The sequence below is a fragment of the Mordavella massiliensis genome (assembly GCF_016902415.1).
GTDB lineage: Bacteria > Bacillota > Clostridia > Lachnospirales > Lachnospiraceae > Merdimonas > Merdimonas faecigallinarum.
Window position 1 is genome coordinate 28,407 of record NZ_JACJLV010000003.1, and the last position, 14,909, is coordinate 43,315.

The window sequence follows — 14,909 nt, forward strand, 5'->3', positions numbered from 1 at the left end:
ATAGGTATAAGATATGCCAAAACGAGGCATATGATACGTATATTAGCTTGGGAGGTCCTTATGAAACGTATTATCTTAACCGGTGGCGGCACTGCCGGCCACGTTACTCCTAATATTGCACTTCTGCCGCGGCTTAAAGAACTTGGATACGACATCCACTATATCGGTTCTTACAATGGCATTGAAAAAGAACTGATTGAGCAGTTCGGGATTCCCTATCATGGGATTTCCTCGGGGAAACTGCGCCGCTATTTCAGTGTGCAGAATTTTACCGACCCCTTCCGTGTACTGAAGGGGCTTGGTGAGGCTAAGCGTCTCATCAAGATTCTGAAGCCGGACGTAATCTTTTCCAAAGGCGGCTTCGTTTCCGTGCCAGTGGTGATCGCAGGCAAAGGCCGCCATGTGCCGGTGATCATCCACGAATCCGACATGACACCGGGACTGGCCAACAAACTGGCTCTTCCCTCTGCGACTAAAGTCTGCTGCAACTTCCCGGAGACGCTTTCGCATCTTCCGGAAGGGAAGGCTGTGCTGACCGGATCCCCCATCCGTCAGGAACTGTTGTCCGGTGATAAATATAAGGCTCTGGAATTTTTACACTTCACCTCCGACAAACCGGTGATCCTGGTGATCGGCGGAAGTCTTGGTTCCGTTGCCGTAAATGAGGCAGTCCGCGGTATTCTGCCTGAACTGTTAAAGTCCTTCCAGGTGGTACACCTGTGCGGAAAGGGCAAGGTCGATGATTCTCTTAAGAACCTCGAGGGATATGCCCAGTTTGAATATATCAAAGAGGAATTAAAAGATCTGTTTGCCCTGACAGATATCGTGATCTCCCGAGCGGGAGCCAACGCCATCTGCGAGCTGCTTGCTCTTCACAAGCCCAATCTTCTGATCCCTCTTCCCGCCTCTCAGAGCCGGGGCGACCAGATCCTGAACGCCCGGTCCTTTGAACGGCAGGGTTACAGTATGGTCCTGGAAGAGGAAGCCCTCAACCAGGAGGTTCTTCTGACTGCGATCCGGAAGCTTTATGAAAACAGGGAGACTTACATAGAAGCAATGAAGCGGTCACACCAGCAGAATTCCATCGATACCATCATCGATCTGATCGAATCTGTGGTCAACAAGTAGTCTGCGCCCCCTTCCGGCCTCACTGGCCGGCTCAGGGGGCTTTCATAATTCCCGGATCTCATCCAGCCGGTGTTCATAGTTGTCCTTGATCCACTTTCTTGCTCTGTAGAGCATACTGTGAAAGGAATCCAGATCCATTCCCATCAGCTCCGCCACTTCTTTCTGTGGCTTTTCCAGTACATAAGTAATAGTGATCGCATCGTACCACCGTACATTTTTGCGATATAAAGCCGCAAAGATATCGTCTGTCAGTCCGATGTATTCTTTTTCTCTGAGTCTGCGGATCATGGCATCTTCGGGATCTTCTCCCTCACAGGCGATCTTCTCATTTTTCTCCTGTGTCACTCCGTCCACCGCATATTCCCATTTTGTATCTCTGTTATAATTCATGGCTGCATACTTTGCAGTCAGCAGCAGCCACGGCTTTGCAGCTTCCAGATTTGTATTTTTCCTGAACCGGAAGAATTTCAGAAAAGTTTCCTGCATGATCTCTTCTGCTACATGATGATTTTTGACATAGCTCATGGCCTTTTCATAGACCAGCTCTGCATATGTTTCATAAATCTCATCAAAACTGTCTCTTCCGTTTGCATCCGCCCTCACATCCGTATCCTTCACTTCCGCATAGGATTACATTCTGGACAGAATGTCGTTCTTATCTTCCTCCGTCAGTTCTCCCATCTTCCAGGTCAGTCCTACGCCGTCATCTTTATATCTCGGGATCATATGGAGGTGGAAATGGAACACGGTCTGGCCTGCGGCTTCACCATTGTTCTGTACCAGGTTGTAGCCGTCGCAGCCCAGGATATCTGTCAGTTTTGTGATCATTTTTTTCGCCAGAGGCAGGACTTTTGCAGCCACCTCGTCGTCCAGTTCATAGAGGTTGGCATAGTGCTCCTTGGGAAGGATCAGTGCATGTCCTTTGGCCGCCGGGCCTGCATCCAGGATCACCCGGAAATCATCGTCTTCATACAGGGTTGCTGTGGGGATCTCCCCGTTTGCAAGCTTACAAAAAATACAGTTGTCATCTTTCATTTCTTCTTCCTTCTTTCTGTAAAAATTTGATTGAATATTGTAACCGCCGATGCTAAACTGAATAGTCAGAAAGGGCGGTAATATCTATGTTTCAGGCGACAGACAACGACAAATTATCAGCGATCATGGACGAAAGTCCAGAGAATAAGGAGGTCATCTCAAAGCTTCTGGAGGCTCACCGCCTGCAGATCAGCGCGATCAGCCATGAGATCCGCAATCCTCTCTCCCTGGTGTACAGTTCCATCCAGCTTATTGAAGCCGATCACCCGGAAGTCCGTAACTACCGGCACTGGGCACAGATGCGCGAAGACGTGGAATATATGACCCGTCTTCTGGAGGAGCTGTCTTCTTATAATAACGGAGAGTGGCTGAACCTTACCGCTACCGGCATGACGTCCTGGCTTCGCACCCTGGCGCTGTCCTTTGCTGCCTCTCTTATCGATACGCCCGTTGAATTTGTCTCCCGGATCGATCCGGATCTGCCTGTCCTTCCCATCGACCAGGTGAAGTTCCGGCAGGCTCTTTTCAATCTCCTTGGAAATGCCAGAGATGCGCTGTCTGATGGTGCGAATCCTGCTCCGGTTCTTACGTTTTCTGCTAAGATGCAGGCATCCGGACGTCAGCTTGTCCTTACCGTGTCTGATAATGGCTGCGGCATCGCGCCGGAAGATCTTGACACCCTGTTTGAACCTTTCGTCACCCATAAGCCGGGCGGCACCGGACTTGGCCTTGCCATCGTCCGCCGGGTGATCCGCGCCCACAACGGCGAGATCCGGGTCTTTTCAGAACCCGGCAAAGGTTCCACGTTTTCGGTGTTTCTTCCGGTACAGCAGGATCCCGCATAAGAGTCCTGTGATGAGGCCGCCTACATGGGCGGCATTATCCACGCCGGAACTGGCGAATCCAAAGTACAGGGTAATGGCAACCATGACCAGCATGCCTCTGCCGGAAATGTTCCGGAGTCTTCCGTGATTACGGTATACCACATAGAGCAGGGCTCCCAGGATCCCGAAGATGGCCCCGGACGCTCCTGCAGATACCGCATAATCCTGCAGACGGATATCCAGATATCCGGACAATAGATTGCCTCCCAGACCGCTGAGAAGATAGATGATCAGGAACCGGACAGACCCGATCTCCAGTTCCAGATTCCATCCCACCATCAAAAGCATCACCATATTGTTGAACAGATGCTGGAATCCAAAATGCAGAAACATACTGGAAAACAGCCGGTAATACTCTCCGTATTCCAGCATCCGGGGAACATACATGGCCCCGTGCTCCAGCATATATGCGCCGTCCTCTGTCGGTCCGCCAAATGCAAGATATAAGAATACTGCCACATTGACAGCCGCAAGCGCGATGGCTGCATAAGCTTTTTTATTTCCCGTTTCCATCTTTGTCCATCACCCTTTCGGATCCCTGTGTCATCTGTGGTCAGACGATGTGTCTGGTATAGCATAAATTATAGCATAGAACCGGAAGAGTACACCACTTCATTTTCGAAAAGATTCGTCACTCTTTGCCACAATTCGTCACAATTCGTCTTCTTCAATATGAAGCCCGTCCCAGTCTCCCCACCGCTGCTTTTTGTGCCTGTTTAAGAAGTGTCTGACCGGAGTCCACATATTGTCGGTCTCCCGCAGAATGGAACTGCCCATCTCCTGCTCGGTGATCCAGTCGTGTTCCCTGGTATCATAGGTGATCTCCTGCTTTTTCTTCTTTTCTTCCGGTTCTTCGGATTCCATACATTCTCTCACTAATTTGTCCATACTATAATTTTCCTCCATGGTTCCCTTGTGCAGTAAAAAGATCATGCGAACCGCCTCCTTGTCCTGATAATCCGCCTGCTTGACCAGATATTCGGTCAGAAGATGGAACTCCGTCCACAGATCCTGATCCGCCGGCGGATAATAACAGAAATAAAACCGGTCGTCTTCATAAAAAATATACTCCGGTTTCAGAAGGATCCGATGTACGTTCAGAAGATAGTTTTCCGCCTCCCGCACCGCAGTCTGAAAAGACGCCAGAAACTGCTTCAGGTCATTCTCCCGGATCTTGCCTCTTTCATACAGCGCCTTCATGGATACCTTGCCGCTGACGTCATATTCATAAAAGCTGCGGCCGTCCACGCCTCTTCCCCGGACCCGCAAAAGCCCCTCCGGCCGGTTCACCTTCAGCATCCGCATCTGGTAATCCTCCTGGTATCGTTCCTTTTCTTCAATCGTGATCTTGCGTTCCATCGGTCTACTGAAACCTCCTTATATTCCGAATCTTTTTTTCCGGCTCTGTCACCGCCGCCTTCCGGCAAAGAGACAGACGCATCCCGCCGCCGGAAGCAGTGACATTTACCGCCACTTCTTCTTCCGTTACCGAAACTTCCGCGCCGGCTCCGGCAAATAGGATACATTTTCCTCCGGTCCTCTGGGCAAATAGTGCCTCCAGTTCTCCCGGTTCCACCCCGTCTTTTTCTCTTGCTTTTATACTGCCTGTCGTAGCCGTCTCGTAGGCAGCCCCTGACAGGATATTTTTGTCATGGAAATAAAAAAATACCAGGATGCAGGCCGCCACAAGCAGAAGACAAAGCGGCGCCACAGCCGACATTTCCACAGTAAATGATGCTTCCAGTCCCTTTTTTCTCACAGATAACCGCCTCCACAGACACTGATCAGATACCCGGCTGTCAAAAAAGGATAAAAGGGTACGGCAAACCGCCGGGACATTTTCTTTCGGGCAAGAAAGATGACAGAAACTGCCGCAAGAAAGAAAAATGCCGCCGCCAGTACCTCAAGAAGCCCCCACAGGCCGAGAAAGATCCCAAGGATCAGGATCGCCCAGCTGTCCCCGTAGCCCATCCGTTCTCTGGTGGCCCAGCTGAATCCCAGGAACAGCACGCCCACCGCCGCTCCGCCCAGGATCAGCCACAGATCTTCTCTTGCAAATACGATCTGATAGACGATCACCGCAAGATTGGCCATCCCCAGGATCTCCGCCGGCACCCGGCGAAACTGGATATCTATGATCGACAGGCTTCCCAGAATCCCCATTCCGATCGCATAACTCAATGTCCACATTTGGAACACGCCCCCTTTCCAACTGCCTCTGACAGAGGCACCGCGTACACCGTCCGCTTTAATCCACTGCAGGACAGGGAACTGTGATACCGGTCTCCATACGACGTGATATAAACCGCGCCGCCGCTTCCGCCTCCGCAGTGCTCGCAGGCATAATATTTCCCGCCGCTCTCATTTCTGAGAGAAGAGACCTCCTCCCCGGAGGCCATCCGGATGGACAGGTCCAGGTGAGTACAGTGATAGTCCTTATGGTAGACAAGACCTGTCTCCGTGATATAGACTGTCTCATCGTCCTCGCCGCCAAAGCCTGCCCTCTCATACCCGGTCCAGCCCTTGATCCGCATGGTCTCTTCATACCGGACCAGCGGGATCCGAAAAAGAGGGACCGGGATCCGGACCTGGTATACGGCAGACAGTTCTCCGATACCGGTGCGCACTGACATGCGGGAACGGCTGCAGTCGATCCCGCTGCTTCCGCCTTCCACAATACTGCGCGCCAGCCGGTCGGCCCCGATGCTTTCCACCACATCCGACTCCAGTCTGGAGGGCATCAGGACGGGAGCTGTGGCCGCGTCCTGTGCCGCCCGCTTCCCCGCATACTGAAGTCCTGAGCGCACCGCAGTCCCGATCGCCATCAGTTCCAGGAGATAGATCAGGCAGATCACTGCCAGGAAGAAGATGGGAACAGCCATGGCCGCTTCCACGGTGACAGAGGCAGACACAGATGTCCTCCCGGACTTACGTTTACAGACTTGCCTGGTTGGGAAAAGGATAATCTGAAATCTTCGCACAAATCCTGCTCCTTTCTTTTTGATATTGTTTGCGGCAGATGCCGCACGTTTTGTTTTGAGTTCTGATGCCGGAAGGGCATCTGTGTCTGCCTCTTACTGATAACCAAAATACGTCGAAAAGTCATACCGGATCCCCCGTCTAAGAGACACCTGTGAGCGGAACTCCACCCGGCTGATGCATAAATCTGCCCGAAACCAGGTCAGTCCCTCTTCCTTCCTAAGATTCTGTTCGATCATCCCAAGGGTCCGAAGCGCCATCTCTCCCTGCGGTTTCAGGAACAAGAGCATCCGCAGATATTCCCGGTAGGGAAGCCCTCCTTCGGTGTCCTTCCCGTCGCTAAGGTCTTCTTCTGTTCCCAGCTTCAAAAGAGACGAAAGGCTTAACTGCCAGCTGTCCTTTGTTTTGACCAGCGGGACCCGGCTGCCGGCCAGAAGGGAGCGCAGATCCATCACCGTCTCCCCGTAGGCCCACGCCAGCAGGATCACCTGTGCGGCGGCCTCCGTAATCGCAGGCACCGCCAGCAAAGAACAAAGGGTCAGCGCCATGGCTTCCGCTTCTGCCTTCATTGCCGCATCCGTCTGTATATAAGCGTAATTGGGTACAAACCGGATCAGCATCAGCTTTTTCACCACGCCCTCCAGATTTTCCCGGTCCGAAGGCTTTCCCTCCAGGATATACTCCAGTTCATAGTCCAGAGCGCCCGTCTTTTCTTCATCCGTAAATAAAGAAAAATGTTCCAGCAGGTACTCTCCAAAAAGAAGCGTGGACAAGGTGCCGCTTTCTTCCGCCACATCAGAAAAATCCCCGTATCCGCTGTTGCGCTCCCGGTGTTCCAGAAGTCCGCCCGGATCCACTCGTTTTTCCGACACAGCAACGTCCTTTGGCATCACCAGATTTAAGATGGGCGAACTCTGAAGCTGCCCTACATGGGCAATGGGATTTTCTTCCGCCGGAAGTTCTCCTTCATTGGCTTCCAGAAGATTCTCCAGATTCTGTTCCATCTCCTTTTCCTCCGTCTGATACTCCTTTGCCTGGTCTTCCTGCTGCCCCCACACGCTCGTCATTCCTGTCCAGTCTTTTACAATATCCAGACCATATCTCTGCTCCATGTACCAGGCCGCCTGCTGCCAGAATGCCTGACAGTCCCGGTCCGTCAGGAACTGGATCCTTTTGATCTGATGCTCCATATTTGCCGCTCCGTAATATTCCAGCCGGTCCTTTAGATTCCCTTCCGCGTAACTTCCGGTCTCATAGCTTCCATCCAGGGCAAAGATGTCGTATTCTTCCAGCAGTTCCTTCTGATACTCTGCAAATACGCTTTCGATCGCACGGTTCATATCCGCCCGCCGGTAGTTCTTTGCCATCTGGATGGAGGCGCTCTCCATCAGGGAGCCGGCAAAGGAGACCAGAAGGATGAAGATCAGGCTTACGAACACCGTGATCTCTCCCCTTACTCCAGTCTCCCGGGCGCCTCCCCCGGCTAGATGCTGGCGCTTTCGCTGGTGATCTTCTCGAAGATGGTCTGCACCAGACTGGTCAGCTGGGATTTGAATATGATGACCAGGCCGATCAGTACCACCAGAATCAGAATGATCTCCACCACGCCGATCCCCTCGTCTTTTCGCAAAGTATAAAGCAAGTATCGGATTCTCCACATAAATATTCCCCTTTCTCCTACAAAATCTGCATGGACAAAAAGGCGGGCACAATGACGATCACCAGTACCACGGCCAGCATCAGGAACATGGGCAGAAGGAGTTTGGTCCCTGCCTCTTCTCCCAGTCTTCTGGCTCTTGCCTTCCTGTCTTCAAATGCCTGGATCGACTCCATCTTTAACAGCTGGGTCAGTCCTCTGGTTCCCTTTCTTAAATTTTGGGACAACAATGCCCCAAACCTCAGATATGCCTGTACCTTACAACGTCTCCCGAAGTTCTCATAGCTCTCTGCCTCGGTGTGTCCGCTCTCCATTTCCCGAAGGGTTTTTTGCATCTCTTCATAGGCACAGCGCACCCCTGTCGTCTCTTTCTGCCGCTCATAGTCCTCCACCACCTTTCGAAACGCCCGCTTGACCGTCATGCCTGCCCCCAGATAAAGGGTCAGTTTCCCCACGATCTCCGGGTAATCCCGGAGCAGCTGCCGGCTTCTTTGTGTCTCTTCCTGCATTTCCTTTTGCTTTTTCTGTGCCAGCAGAAGGATCCCCGTTATCAGCGCCATCCCGATCAGCACCGCTCCCCGGCTGTCCATCTGCCGGTAGTAAGATACGGCCTTGCCGCCAATGGTCCGGGGCAGATGCCAGATCTTTTCTTCCCGGTCTTTTGCCTCCGCCTCTGTCAGTTCTTCCCGGATCTTTTGTTCTCTGGCTTCTCCCGGCTTCAGCGTCCTTGGATACAGGCAGACCGTACACTGGTGTCTGGCCTGCCGTGTCTCGTCCTCCCGGTAAGTAAGAAGCGCGCTTAAGGTCACCAGCGTCCCCTCTTCTTCCAGCGTCTCCTCTGTAATCTCCCCCTGGATATTCATTACGTCATACCGGTCAAGTTCCCAGGCGATATCCACCGGCTCATCCGGAATCCCGGTCACCAGATCCAGATCCGTCTCTACCCGGTCCAGACTCTCATTGCCGTTCAGGATCTGTTTGTCCAGCTTTCGTCCCACCCGGTCAAACATTTCCTGGATCTCATCCGCGGTATATTTCTGCTCGCCCACTTCCACTTCCACCGGAACCCGCTCCCCGGAATCTTCCACCTCCACGTCAAAGGCTTCTCTCCTTGCGCCTTCTCCGTAGGAATTTCTCCGGACTCCGTCTGTAACGGCCTGCCTGGTGCCCGCATAATCCGCCGCCAGAAGGATCACTCCACCTACCAGCATCAGTCCGGCCAGGACGAGGATCAGACTTCGATCCTTATGATCTTTAATCCAAGATAATACGCGCCCACATAGATCAGCAAACATACCGTCATCACCCCTGTTCCCGCCAGATTTCCATATAAAGTGCCCATAAATTCCGGGAAACTTAACGTCATATACCCGATGATCACATAGGGAACCGCCGACATGACCCGGAACTCATACTGTTTTGCCGCAAGGATGGTTTCAATCTCCCGCTTTACATCGATCTTGTCTCCGATCTGCGCGGCCGTATCCTTAATGATCGCCAGCATATCTCCGCCGCTTCTTTTGGCGGCAATAAAGACCGCCGTAAAGCTTCGTAAATCCTCCAGGTCCACCCTTCCGGCAAATTCTTCCAGCGCCTGCTCCACCGGAACCTGAAGTCTTAACTGGCGCACCACGATCTGCAGCTCTTTTGAGATCCTGGCGTCCTCCGGATAGATGAGCAGAAGTTCCTTTTTCGTTTCCCGGAATGCATTTTCCACCGAGTACCCCGTATTCAGGGCTGAGGAAACGGTCAGGATCGCTTCTTTAAACTGCCTTGCAAATGCGCTTTCTTTTTTCCGGCAGGTCTCCCCCGCCATCATCCGGAAATGCCAGACCCAGAACGGGAGCAGCGCCGCTGCCGCCCAGAGCGTCCGGTAATACAGCCATGCTGTCAAGAGGGTGACTGCGCTTGCCTTCGCCCCGATCCACAGCCACTCCCGCTTCGTGATATCCTGCCGCCAGCAGCTTGTCCCTGCAAGAAAGTTCATGACATTTGGTCCAGGACCCCTGAAGTCTCCCATCTTTCATTCCCTCCTCTTCAAACCGGTACAGTGTCTGGAGCTGGATCTCCCCGTCCTGATAGCCCAGCACCTCCGTCACCTCCAGCACTTTCCGGCTCTTGTCCCGTAATCTGCCCAGATGAACGATCAGGTCCAGGCCGGAGGCGATCTGCCGGCGGATCGCCGGCAGCGGAAGATCCATCCCCATCAGCACCATGGTCTCCAGCCGGGACAGCATATCCCTGGGGCTGTTGGCGTGACCGGTGCTTAAGCTGCCGTCATGGCCCGTATTCAAGGCCTGCAGCATATCAATGGCCTCCGCGGAGCGCACCTCTCCCACGATGATCCGGTTGGGCCGCATCCGAAGAGCCGCCTTGATCAGATCCCGGATCGTCACCGCTCCGGTGCCTTCCACGTTGGCGTTCCTTGCCTCCAGGCTGACCAGATTGGGGATCCCCCGGATCTTCAGTTCTGCATTGTCTTCAATCGTTATGATTCGTTCGTCTTTTGGAATATACTGCGATAATGCATTTAAGAATGTGGTTTTCCCGGAACCGGTTCCGCCACTGATAAAGATATTGTACCCGGATGCCACCAGGATACTTAAGAACCCGGATATCTCCGGACTGACCGAACCCCATGCCATAAGATTCTCCATGGAAGCCGCCTCCCTGGAAAATTTACGGATAGTCACGATGGGTCCATTGACCGCCACCGGCGCCAGCACAACATTGACGCGGGATCCGTCGGGAAGTCTTGCATCCACGATAGGGGACGCTTCGTTGACCAACCGGTTGGCCCCGGATACGATCTGCTGGATCACGTCTTCCAGCTTTTCCTTTGACACAAATCTGCGGTCCGACTGGTACAGCCTTCCTTCTTTTTCATAAAAAATATAGTCCGTTCCGTTGATCATGATCTCCGTGATGTCTTCATCTTCCAGAAAATCCTGCAGAAGATCCAGCTTACGGAAAGCATTGAATAATTCCCGCCCAAGAGCCGTCTTTTCCTCCAGAGACAGATGCTCTTCTTTAGACGCTTCATTCAGCACCTGATAGATCAGCCTTGTCAGTTCCTCGTCTTCGATCTCCCGGGTCATATCCAGTTCGTCCATGATCCTGGCATGGAGCTGTTCCGCCCGGATCATCGAAGCTTCTCCTTTTTACGGATCTTCTGCTTCACGTCGTCATACCCCAGCAGATGAAGCTCTTCTTCAAACTGAAAGATCTTGGCCTCCGCGATCCGGTCTGACGGGACAGGCATATGGATCTCCGTACACATCCGCAGCAGTTCATAGACGTCCCGGATCCCTTCATCCAGATCCAGGATCACCACCTCGTACATCCCTTCCGTCACGATCTGGCTGATCAGCCGCTGAAAGTCCTTTCCCGGCACTGCCTTTAAATCCTCCGACACCCGCGCAGGCAAAAGATAGTCCAAAGGTCCCATATGGCTGACCATGGAAGCCAGCATCCAGCCTAAGTCCCGGCCCTCCATTCTGGAATAATACAGGGCATCTGCCAGCGTATTTCCTTCTTCCGGAAAATACCCGCCGATCCCTCCGTAAAGCTCCAGGTTCAGATACAGCGTGTGGGACGCGCTGCCGATCTCCTGCCCAAGCTTCAGTGCGTATCTGGTCTTCCCTGTCCGGTGTACCGGAGAAAATATACCGATCACCCGGACGTCCTGCCTCCTTTTTTGCAGGAACAGTTCCCCTGCGGTCCGAAGCCCCGGCCCGCTGTTCTGTACCATCTGTGCAAGCAGCGCGTCTGCGGACTGATACCGGTACAGCGCTGTCTCGCCGGGTCCTGCCTCCCCGCGGTCCGACTCTGTCAGAACAAAGACACTGCCGGCCCGGAATTTCTTCCTCTCTTCTCTTGGCCATCCTTCATGGATCACCAGAATATCCACCGGCTTTTCCTCCAGAAATTCTTCCGCCTGCTCCGGAGATGTTACCACCTGGATCTGAAAGGCCAGCTCCTTTTTCTGCATGAGAAATGCGGCCAGCGCAGAGGCATATCCTTCTTCTTTATCACAGATTACAAAACTGCTCGCCACATAATATCCCTCCTTCTTTTTTACATTCCCTTGTTTTGAAAATTCTGCCGAAACGGCATAAGATCCAATGAATCAGAATCAATCAGATGCAAGCTTCAGATTCAGCTTGTAGGACGATTATACCCCCGGGATATCCGCTTGTCTATCCCTGATTTAGAAAATGAAAAATTTTGTGCAAGTCTTACAGGATTCCGTAAAAGCCAATCCCATACAAAAGCGCAACCCCCGGAACCCCAAGGATTCCCGATGTCAAAACAGTGCCCGGATTCATTCCGACAGATACAGAAATCCCCTGGAGAGACAGAAATTCGTTTATAAAGAAAATCAAAGCTATCCCGGTAACGCTTCGCACAAAAAAGTTTACCGCTGCCCGGATCAGTTTTTCTCCCATGGGCTCCCCCTTACGTTTCGTCTTTACTCCATATATATCCTCTTTTCTGGTATTTTATTCCCAAATCCCGGCATACTAATGGCAAAGAAATTTTTTAATAAGCCCACTCTTTTCAAAACGGAGGTGAACATCATGCCACTCTTTCCCCGCAGCCGCGCAGGCAAAGAAAAAGAGGGGACGCATTTCTTATCCGTCCCCTCTCAGACAATTCTTTCTCCGGATCTTTCCCGGGCCATCGATCTGGCCAGACAGGAGATGGACGACGCCTATCTCCATTTCCAGAACGCATCCGACCCGGACCTGATCGACTGCTACATTTACAAAGGAAATGCCGCATGGAAACATTACCAGTTTCTTCTGCGTCAGGCAAAGGCCGAGACTACAGCCGGATCCTGATCTCCCGGTCCGTGCGGTGATACTGGTGGTAGTTTACGCCTGCCGCGTCAAACATCCGCATGGACGCCTGCACGGAAGCAGTATCCTCATATTTATTGCAATCATAGATCACCTCTTTGATCCCGCTCTGGATGATCGCTTTCGCACATTCATTGCAGGGGAAGAGGGATACATAAAGCTTGGCCCCTTCCAGACTTCCGCCCCGGTAATTTAAGATGGCGTTCAGTTCGCTGTGGACCGTGTACACGTATTTTGTCTCCAGCGGGTCGTCGCCTTCCCGCACCCAGGGGAACTCGTCATCCGAACAGCCGATGGGCAGGCCGTTATACCCCATGGACAAGATCTTGTTATCCTGGCTGACGATACAGCACCCCACCTGTGTATTGGGGTCTTTGGAACGCAGGCCGGACAGGATCGCCACACCCATGAAATATTCATCCCAACTGATATAATCTGTTCTCTTTGCTCCCATGCTTTTTCCTCCTTTATCCTTAATCCTGCTCCTTTGCAGGAAGCTTTACGATCTGGTGTCCGGCAGCCTTTAACAGCCGGTTCATCACAGCGGCCCCAATGCCCTCCCGGTCAAACGATTCACTGTAAATGGCATCTACGCCGTCGGCGTCAAATTCCCGCAGGATCGCGTACAGACGGCTGGCAACCGTGCCTTCATCCTCCCTGGTTCCGGCAACCTTCACATCCGCCTGCGGGTAGAGGCCTTTGGTCTCTTCTGTGGCAATGATCCCTACTTTTTTTCCTGCTTTCTGAAGTTCCGCGGTTCTGCGTCCGATCCACTCTGCCACATCTTTTTCCGGTCCTTCCACCACCACAAGTCCGGCTTTAGGCGCATAATGGCGGTACTTCATGCCCGGCGCTTTGGGCGCCTGCCTGCTCTTCGCGCTAAGGATCGTCCGGTCCACGTCCACCGGGCCGATCAGCTCTTCCAGCATTTCCCTGGTCACTGCTCCCGGCCGCAGGATCATGGGCGGATCCACGGTCATATCTAAAATCGTGGATTCTACGCCGATATCCACCGGCCCCGCGTCTACGATCATCTCGATCCGTCCGCTCAAATCCTCTGCCACATGCTCTGCGCAGGTGGGGCTTGGCCTTCCTGAAGTGTTGGCGCTGGGCGCAGCGATATAGCCGCCGCCCGCGTCGATCACCGCCCGGGCCGCCGGATGATCCGGCATGCGCACTGCCACGGTCTTAAGTCCGCCCGTGGTGCCATAAGGCACGATCTCTGCCTTTTCAAAGATCATCGTCAGCGGCCCCGGCCAATAGCTTTCGGCCACCTTTTTCGCCGTCTCCGGAATCTCTGTCACAATCCTTTCCAGATCCTTCATATTCGTAATGTGGATGATCAGCGGATTATCGGAAGGGCGGCCTTTTGCCGCATAGATTTTCTTTGCCGCTTCTTCATTCAGCGCATCCGCCCCCAGGCCGTACACCGTCTCCGTGGGAAATGCCACCAGTCCGCCGGCTCTTAATATCCCGCCAGCCTCCCGGATCACTTCCGGATCCGGATGCTCCTTATTAATCTTTCTGATAATCGTATGGATACTCATTTTATCTTCGTCTTCTCTTTCTCTTCTACTTCTGTCAATTGCTTCTGCACTCTTTTTTTATTATACTACACTCTATTTTCCCATACAAGCAAGGATTCCCCTGGCCGCTGCCTTGCAGAACTGCTCCTGGTAATCCTGGTCCATAAGAAGCGAAAGTTCTTCCGGACAGCTTAAGAACCCGCATTCCAGAATGATGGCCGGAACCTCGGTATTACGAAGCAGATAATATTCCTCATTGGCTTTGGAATCCCGGACTCTTGTTTCCTCCGGCAGGCCTTCCCGGAACGCCTTCTCCATCAGGGCCGCCATCCGTTCTCCCGCTTCTGACCGGCTATAATAAAACACCTGCACGCCTCTGACGGACGGGTCCGGGTAGCTGTTCTGATGAATGCTGACTGCCAGATCCGGGTATTCCTCATTGATCCTCTCAGTCCTTGCCTTCAGATCTGCAAGCTTGCGGCTGCCTGCTTCCGCCTGGTCCTGCCCCGGTCCCTCGTCCCCGGTACGGGTCAGGATCACCTCCACGCCTGCGTCTTCCAGTTCCTTTGCAAGCCTCCTGGTGATGACAAGATTTAAGTCTTTTTCCAGAACCCCTTCTTCACTTACCTTACCAGGATCCGCTCCCCCGTGTCCGGCGTCCAGAACCACCCTGCCGGAACCTTTCGCCCCGGCGTCTGCCTTCCCGTCCGCTGTAGCCGTCAAAACCGTCTCCCCTTCCCCGGCGCCGGCCTCCTCCGACACAGAACGGATCTTCTCCGTCAGCCATCTGTTTGCCGTAAGCAGGGCCGTCAGAAAGAGACAAAGCGCAGCCAGTGTT

At 53.0% G+C, this 14,909-nt stretch carries 20 protein-coding genes; 3 read left to right on the forward strand and 17 right to left on the reverse strand.

Annotation, left to right across the window (positions count from 1 at the left end):
- Positions 1-60: 60 nt before the first annotated feature.
- Positions 61-1,128: an undecaprenyldiphospho-muramoylpentapeptide beta-N-acetylglucosaminyltransferase gene (locus H6A13_RS01390; protein ID WP_204907828.1), complete on the forward strand. Its 1,068-nt coding sequence runs from the start codon at positions 61-63 to the stop codon at positions 1,126-1,128.
- Between the two features lie 42 nt (positions 1,129-1,170).
- On the opposite strand, the gene H6A13_RS01395 is transcribed toward H6A13_RS01390, so the two are convergent.
- Positions 1,171-1,731, reverse strand: coding sequence for a sigma-70 family RNA polymerase sigma factor (locus tag H6A13_RS01395; RefSeq protein WP_204907829.1), 561 nt, complete (start codon positions 1,729-1,731; stop codon positions 1,171-1,173).
- A 27-nt stretch (positions 1,732-1,758) separates the two neighbouring features.
- On the reverse strand, positions 1,759-2,163 hold the full coding sequence (locus H6A13_RS01400; RefSeq protein WP_204907830.1) for an HIT family protein: 405 nt from the start codon (positions 2,161-2,163) through the stop codon (positions 1,759-1,761).
- Between the two features lie 86 nt (positions 2,164-2,249).
- On the opposite strand from H6A13_RS01400, the gene H6A13_RS01405 reads away from it, so the two are divergent.
- Positions 2,250-3,008, forward strand: a complete 759-nt coding sequence (locus H6A13_RS01405; protein ID WP_204907831.1) for a sensor histidine kinase — start codon at positions 2,250-2,252, stop codon at positions 3,006-3,008.
- Here H6A13_RS01405 and H6A13_RS01410 read toward each other — a convergent pair.
- The 12 genes from H6A13_RS01410 to H6A13_RS01465 all read right to left on the reverse strand — a co-directional run bounded on the left by H6A13_RS01410 (position 2,946) and on the right by H6A13_RS01465 (position 12,131).
- Complete coding sequence (locus H6A13_RS01410) at positions 2,946-3,560, reverse strand: rhomboid family intramembrane serine protease (protein ID WP_204907832.1); 615 nt, start codon at positions 3,558-3,560, stop codon at positions 2,946-2,948. The genes H6A13_RS01405 and H6A13_RS01410 overlap by 63 nt on opposite strands.
- Positions 3,561-3,698: 138 nt before the next feature.
- Entirely contained in the window at positions 3,699-4,406 is a 708-nt protein-coding gene (locus tag H6A13_RS01415; RefSeq protein WP_204907833.1) for a DUF6382 domain-containing protein, read from the reverse strand.
- A gap of 4 nt (positions 4,407-4,410) precedes the next feature.
- Entirely contained in the window at positions 4,411-4,806 is a 396-nt protein-coding gene (locus tag H6A13_RS01420) for a TadE family protein (RefSeq protein ID WP_338042978.1), read from the reverse strand.
- Positions 4,803-5,237 carry a prepilin peptidase gene (locus H6A13_RS01425; protein WP_204907834.1) on the reverse strand — a complete coding sequence of 145 codons (435 nt, stop codon included), beginning with the start codon at positions 5,235-5,237 and terminating at the stop codon, positions 4,803-4,805. The genes H6A13_RS01420 and H6A13_RS01425 overlap by 4 nt, the downstream gene beginning before the upstream one ends.
- Positions 5,225-5,959: a pilus assembly protein gene (locus tag H6A13_RS01430; protein WP_207751819.1), complete on the reverse strand. Its 735-nt coding sequence runs from the start codon at positions 5,957-5,959 to the stop codon at positions 5,225-5,227. The genes H6A13_RS01425 and H6A13_RS01430 overlap by 13 nt, the downstream gene beginning before the upstream one ends.
- A 162-nt stretch (positions 5,960-6,121) precedes the next feature.
- Positions 6,122-7,465 carry a DUF5702 domain-containing protein gene (locus H6A13_RS01435; protein WP_204907835.1) on the reverse strand — a complete coding sequence of 448 codons (1,344 nt, stop codon included), beginning with the start codon at positions 7,463-7,465 and terminating at the stop codon, positions 6,122-6,124.
- 44 nt (positions 7,466-7,509) lie between these two features.
- Positions 7,510-7,686: a Flp1 family type IVb pilin gene (locus H6A13_RS01440; protein ID WP_204907836.1), complete on the reverse strand. Its 177-nt coding sequence runs from the start codon at positions 7,684-7,686 to the stop codon at positions 7,510-7,512.
- A gap of 17 nt (positions 7,687-7,703) precedes the next feature.
- Positions 7,704-8,978: a type II secretion system F family protein gene (locus H6A13_RS01445; protein ID WP_243424695.1), complete on the reverse strand. Its 1,275-nt coding sequence runs from the start codon at positions 8,976-8,978 to the stop codon at positions 7,704-7,706.
- Positions 8,915-9,502 carry a type II secretion system F family protein gene (locus H6A13_RS01450; RefSeq protein ID WP_204907837.1) on the reverse strand — a complete coding sequence of 196 codons (588 nt, stop codon included), beginning with the start codon at positions 9,500-9,502 and terminating at the stop codon, positions 8,915-8,917. The genes H6A13_RS01445 and H6A13_RS01450 overlap by 64 nt, the downstream gene beginning before the upstream one ends.
- Positions 9,447-10,829: a TadA family conjugal transfer-associated ATPase gene (locus tag H6A13_RS01455; protein WP_204907838.1), complete on the reverse strand. Its 1,383-nt coding sequence runs from the start codon at positions 10,827-10,829 to the stop codon at positions 9,447-9,449. The genes H6A13_RS01450 and H6A13_RS01455 overlap by 56 nt, the downstream gene beginning before the upstream one ends.
- Complete coding sequence (locus tag H6A13_RS01460; RefSeq protein ID WP_204907839.1) at positions 10,826-11,740, reverse strand: P-loop NTPase family protein; 915 nt, start codon at positions 11,738-11,740, stop codon at positions 10,826-10,828. The genes H6A13_RS01455 and H6A13_RS01460 overlap by 4 nt, the downstream gene beginning before the upstream one ends.
- A gap of 181 nt (positions 11,741-11,921) precedes the next feature.
- A complete protein-coding gene (locus H6A13_RS01465; protein ID WP_204907840.1) occupies positions 11,922-12,131 on the reverse strand; it encodes a pro-sigmaK processing inhibitor BofA family protein in 210 nt (69 codons plus the stop codon).
- 132 nt (positions 12,132-12,263) lie between these two features.
- On the opposite strand from H6A13_RS01465, the gene H6A13_RS01470 reads away from it, so the two are divergent.
- On the forward strand, positions 12,264-12,527 hold the full coding sequence (locus H6A13_RS01470; protein ID WP_204907841.1) for a YaaL family protein: 264 nt from the start codon (positions 12,264-12,266) through the stop codon (positions 12,525-12,527).
- Here the strand turns inward: H6A13_RS01470 and H6A13_RS01475 are convergent.
- From H6A13_RS01475 to H6A13_RS01485, 3 genes are all read right to left on the reverse strand, one after another.
- Positions 12,511-12,999, reverse strand: a complete 489-nt coding sequence (locus H6A13_RS01475; protein WP_204907842.1) for a deoxycytidylate deaminase — start codon at positions 12,997-12,999, stop codon at positions 12,511-12,513. The genes H6A13_RS01470 and H6A13_RS01475 overlap by 17 nt on opposite strands.
- A 19-nt stretch (positions 13,000-13,018) precedes the next feature.
- Positions 13,019-14,092, reverse strand: a complete 1,074-nt coding sequence (locus tag H6A13_RS01480; RefSeq protein WP_204907843.1) for an L-threonylcarbamoyladenylate synthase — start codon at positions 14,090-14,092, stop codon at positions 13,019-13,021.
- Between the two features lie 72 nt (positions 14,093-14,164).
- Positions 14,165-14,740, reverse strand: coding sequence for an N-acetylmuramoyl-L-alanine amidase (locus H6A13_RS01485; protein WP_204907910.1), 576 nt, complete (start codon positions 14,738-14,740; stop codon positions 14,165-14,167).
- Positions 14,741-14,909 lie beyond the last annotated feature (169 nt).

What these genes read in the sequence shown, in the direction of transcription:
- H6A13_RS01415 (WP_204907833.1), bottom strand. Translation starts at nt 4,406, where the DNA reads ATGGAACGCAAGATCACGATTGAAGAAAAGGAACGATACCAGGAGGAT.
- H6A13_RS01410 (WP_204907832.1), bottom strand. Translation starts at nt 3,560, where the DNA reads ATGGAAACGGGAAATAAAAAAGCTTATGCAGCCATCGCGCTTGCGGCT.
- H6A13_RS01445 (WP_243424695.1), bottom strand. Translation starts at nt 8,978, where the DNA reads ATGTTTGCTGATCTATGTGGGCGCGTATTATCTTGGATTAAAGATCAT.
- H6A13_RS01450 (WP_204907837.1), bottom strand. Translation starts at nt 9,502, where the DNA reads ATGATGGCGGGGGAGACCTGCCGGAAAAAAGAAAGCGCATTTGCAAGG.
- H6A13_RS01440 (WP_204907836.1), bottom strand. Translation starts at nt 7,686, where the DNA reads ATGTGGAGAATCCGATACTTGCTTTATACTTTGCGAAAAGACGAGGGG.
- H6A13_RS01400 (WP_204907830.1), bottom strand. Translation starts at nt 2,163, where the DNA reads ATGAAAGATGACAACTGTATTTTTTGTAAGCTTGCAAACGGGGAGATC.
- H6A13_RS01465 (WP_204907840.1), bottom strand. Translation starts at nt 12,131, where the DNA reads ATGGGAGAAAAACTGATCCGGGCAGCGGTAAACTTTTTTGTGCGAAGC.
- H6A13_RS01405 (WP_204907831.1), top strand. Translation starts at nt 2,250, where the DNA reads ATGTTTCAGGCGACAGACAACGACAAATTATCAGCGATCATGGACGAA.
- H6A13_RS01480 (WP_204907843.1), bottom strand. Translation starts at nt 14,092, where the DNA reads ATGAGTATCCATACGATTATCAGAAAGATTAATAAGGAGCATCCGGAT.
- H6A13_RS01425 (WP_204907834.1), bottom strand. Translation starts at nt 5,237, where the DNA reads ATGTGGACATTGAGTTATGCGATCGGAATGGGGATTCTGGGAAGCCTG.
- H6A13_RS01470 (WP_204907841.1), top strand. Translation starts at nt 12,264, where the DNA reads ATGCCACTCTTTCCCCGCAGCCGCGCAGGCAAAGAAAAAGAGGGGACG.
- H6A13_RS01475 (WP_204907842.1), bottom strand. Translation starts at nt 12,999, where the DNA reads ATGGGAGCAAAGAGAACAGATTATATCAGTTGGGATGAATATTTCATG.
- H6A13_RS01390 (WP_204907828.1), top strand. Translation starts at nt 61, where the DNA reads ATGAAACGTATTATCTTAACCGGTGGCGGCACTGCCGGCCACGTTACT.
- H6A13_RS01455 (WP_204907838.1), bottom strand. Translation starts at nt 10,829, where the DNA reads ATGATCCGGGCGGAACAGCTCCATGCCAGGATCATGGACGAACTGGAT.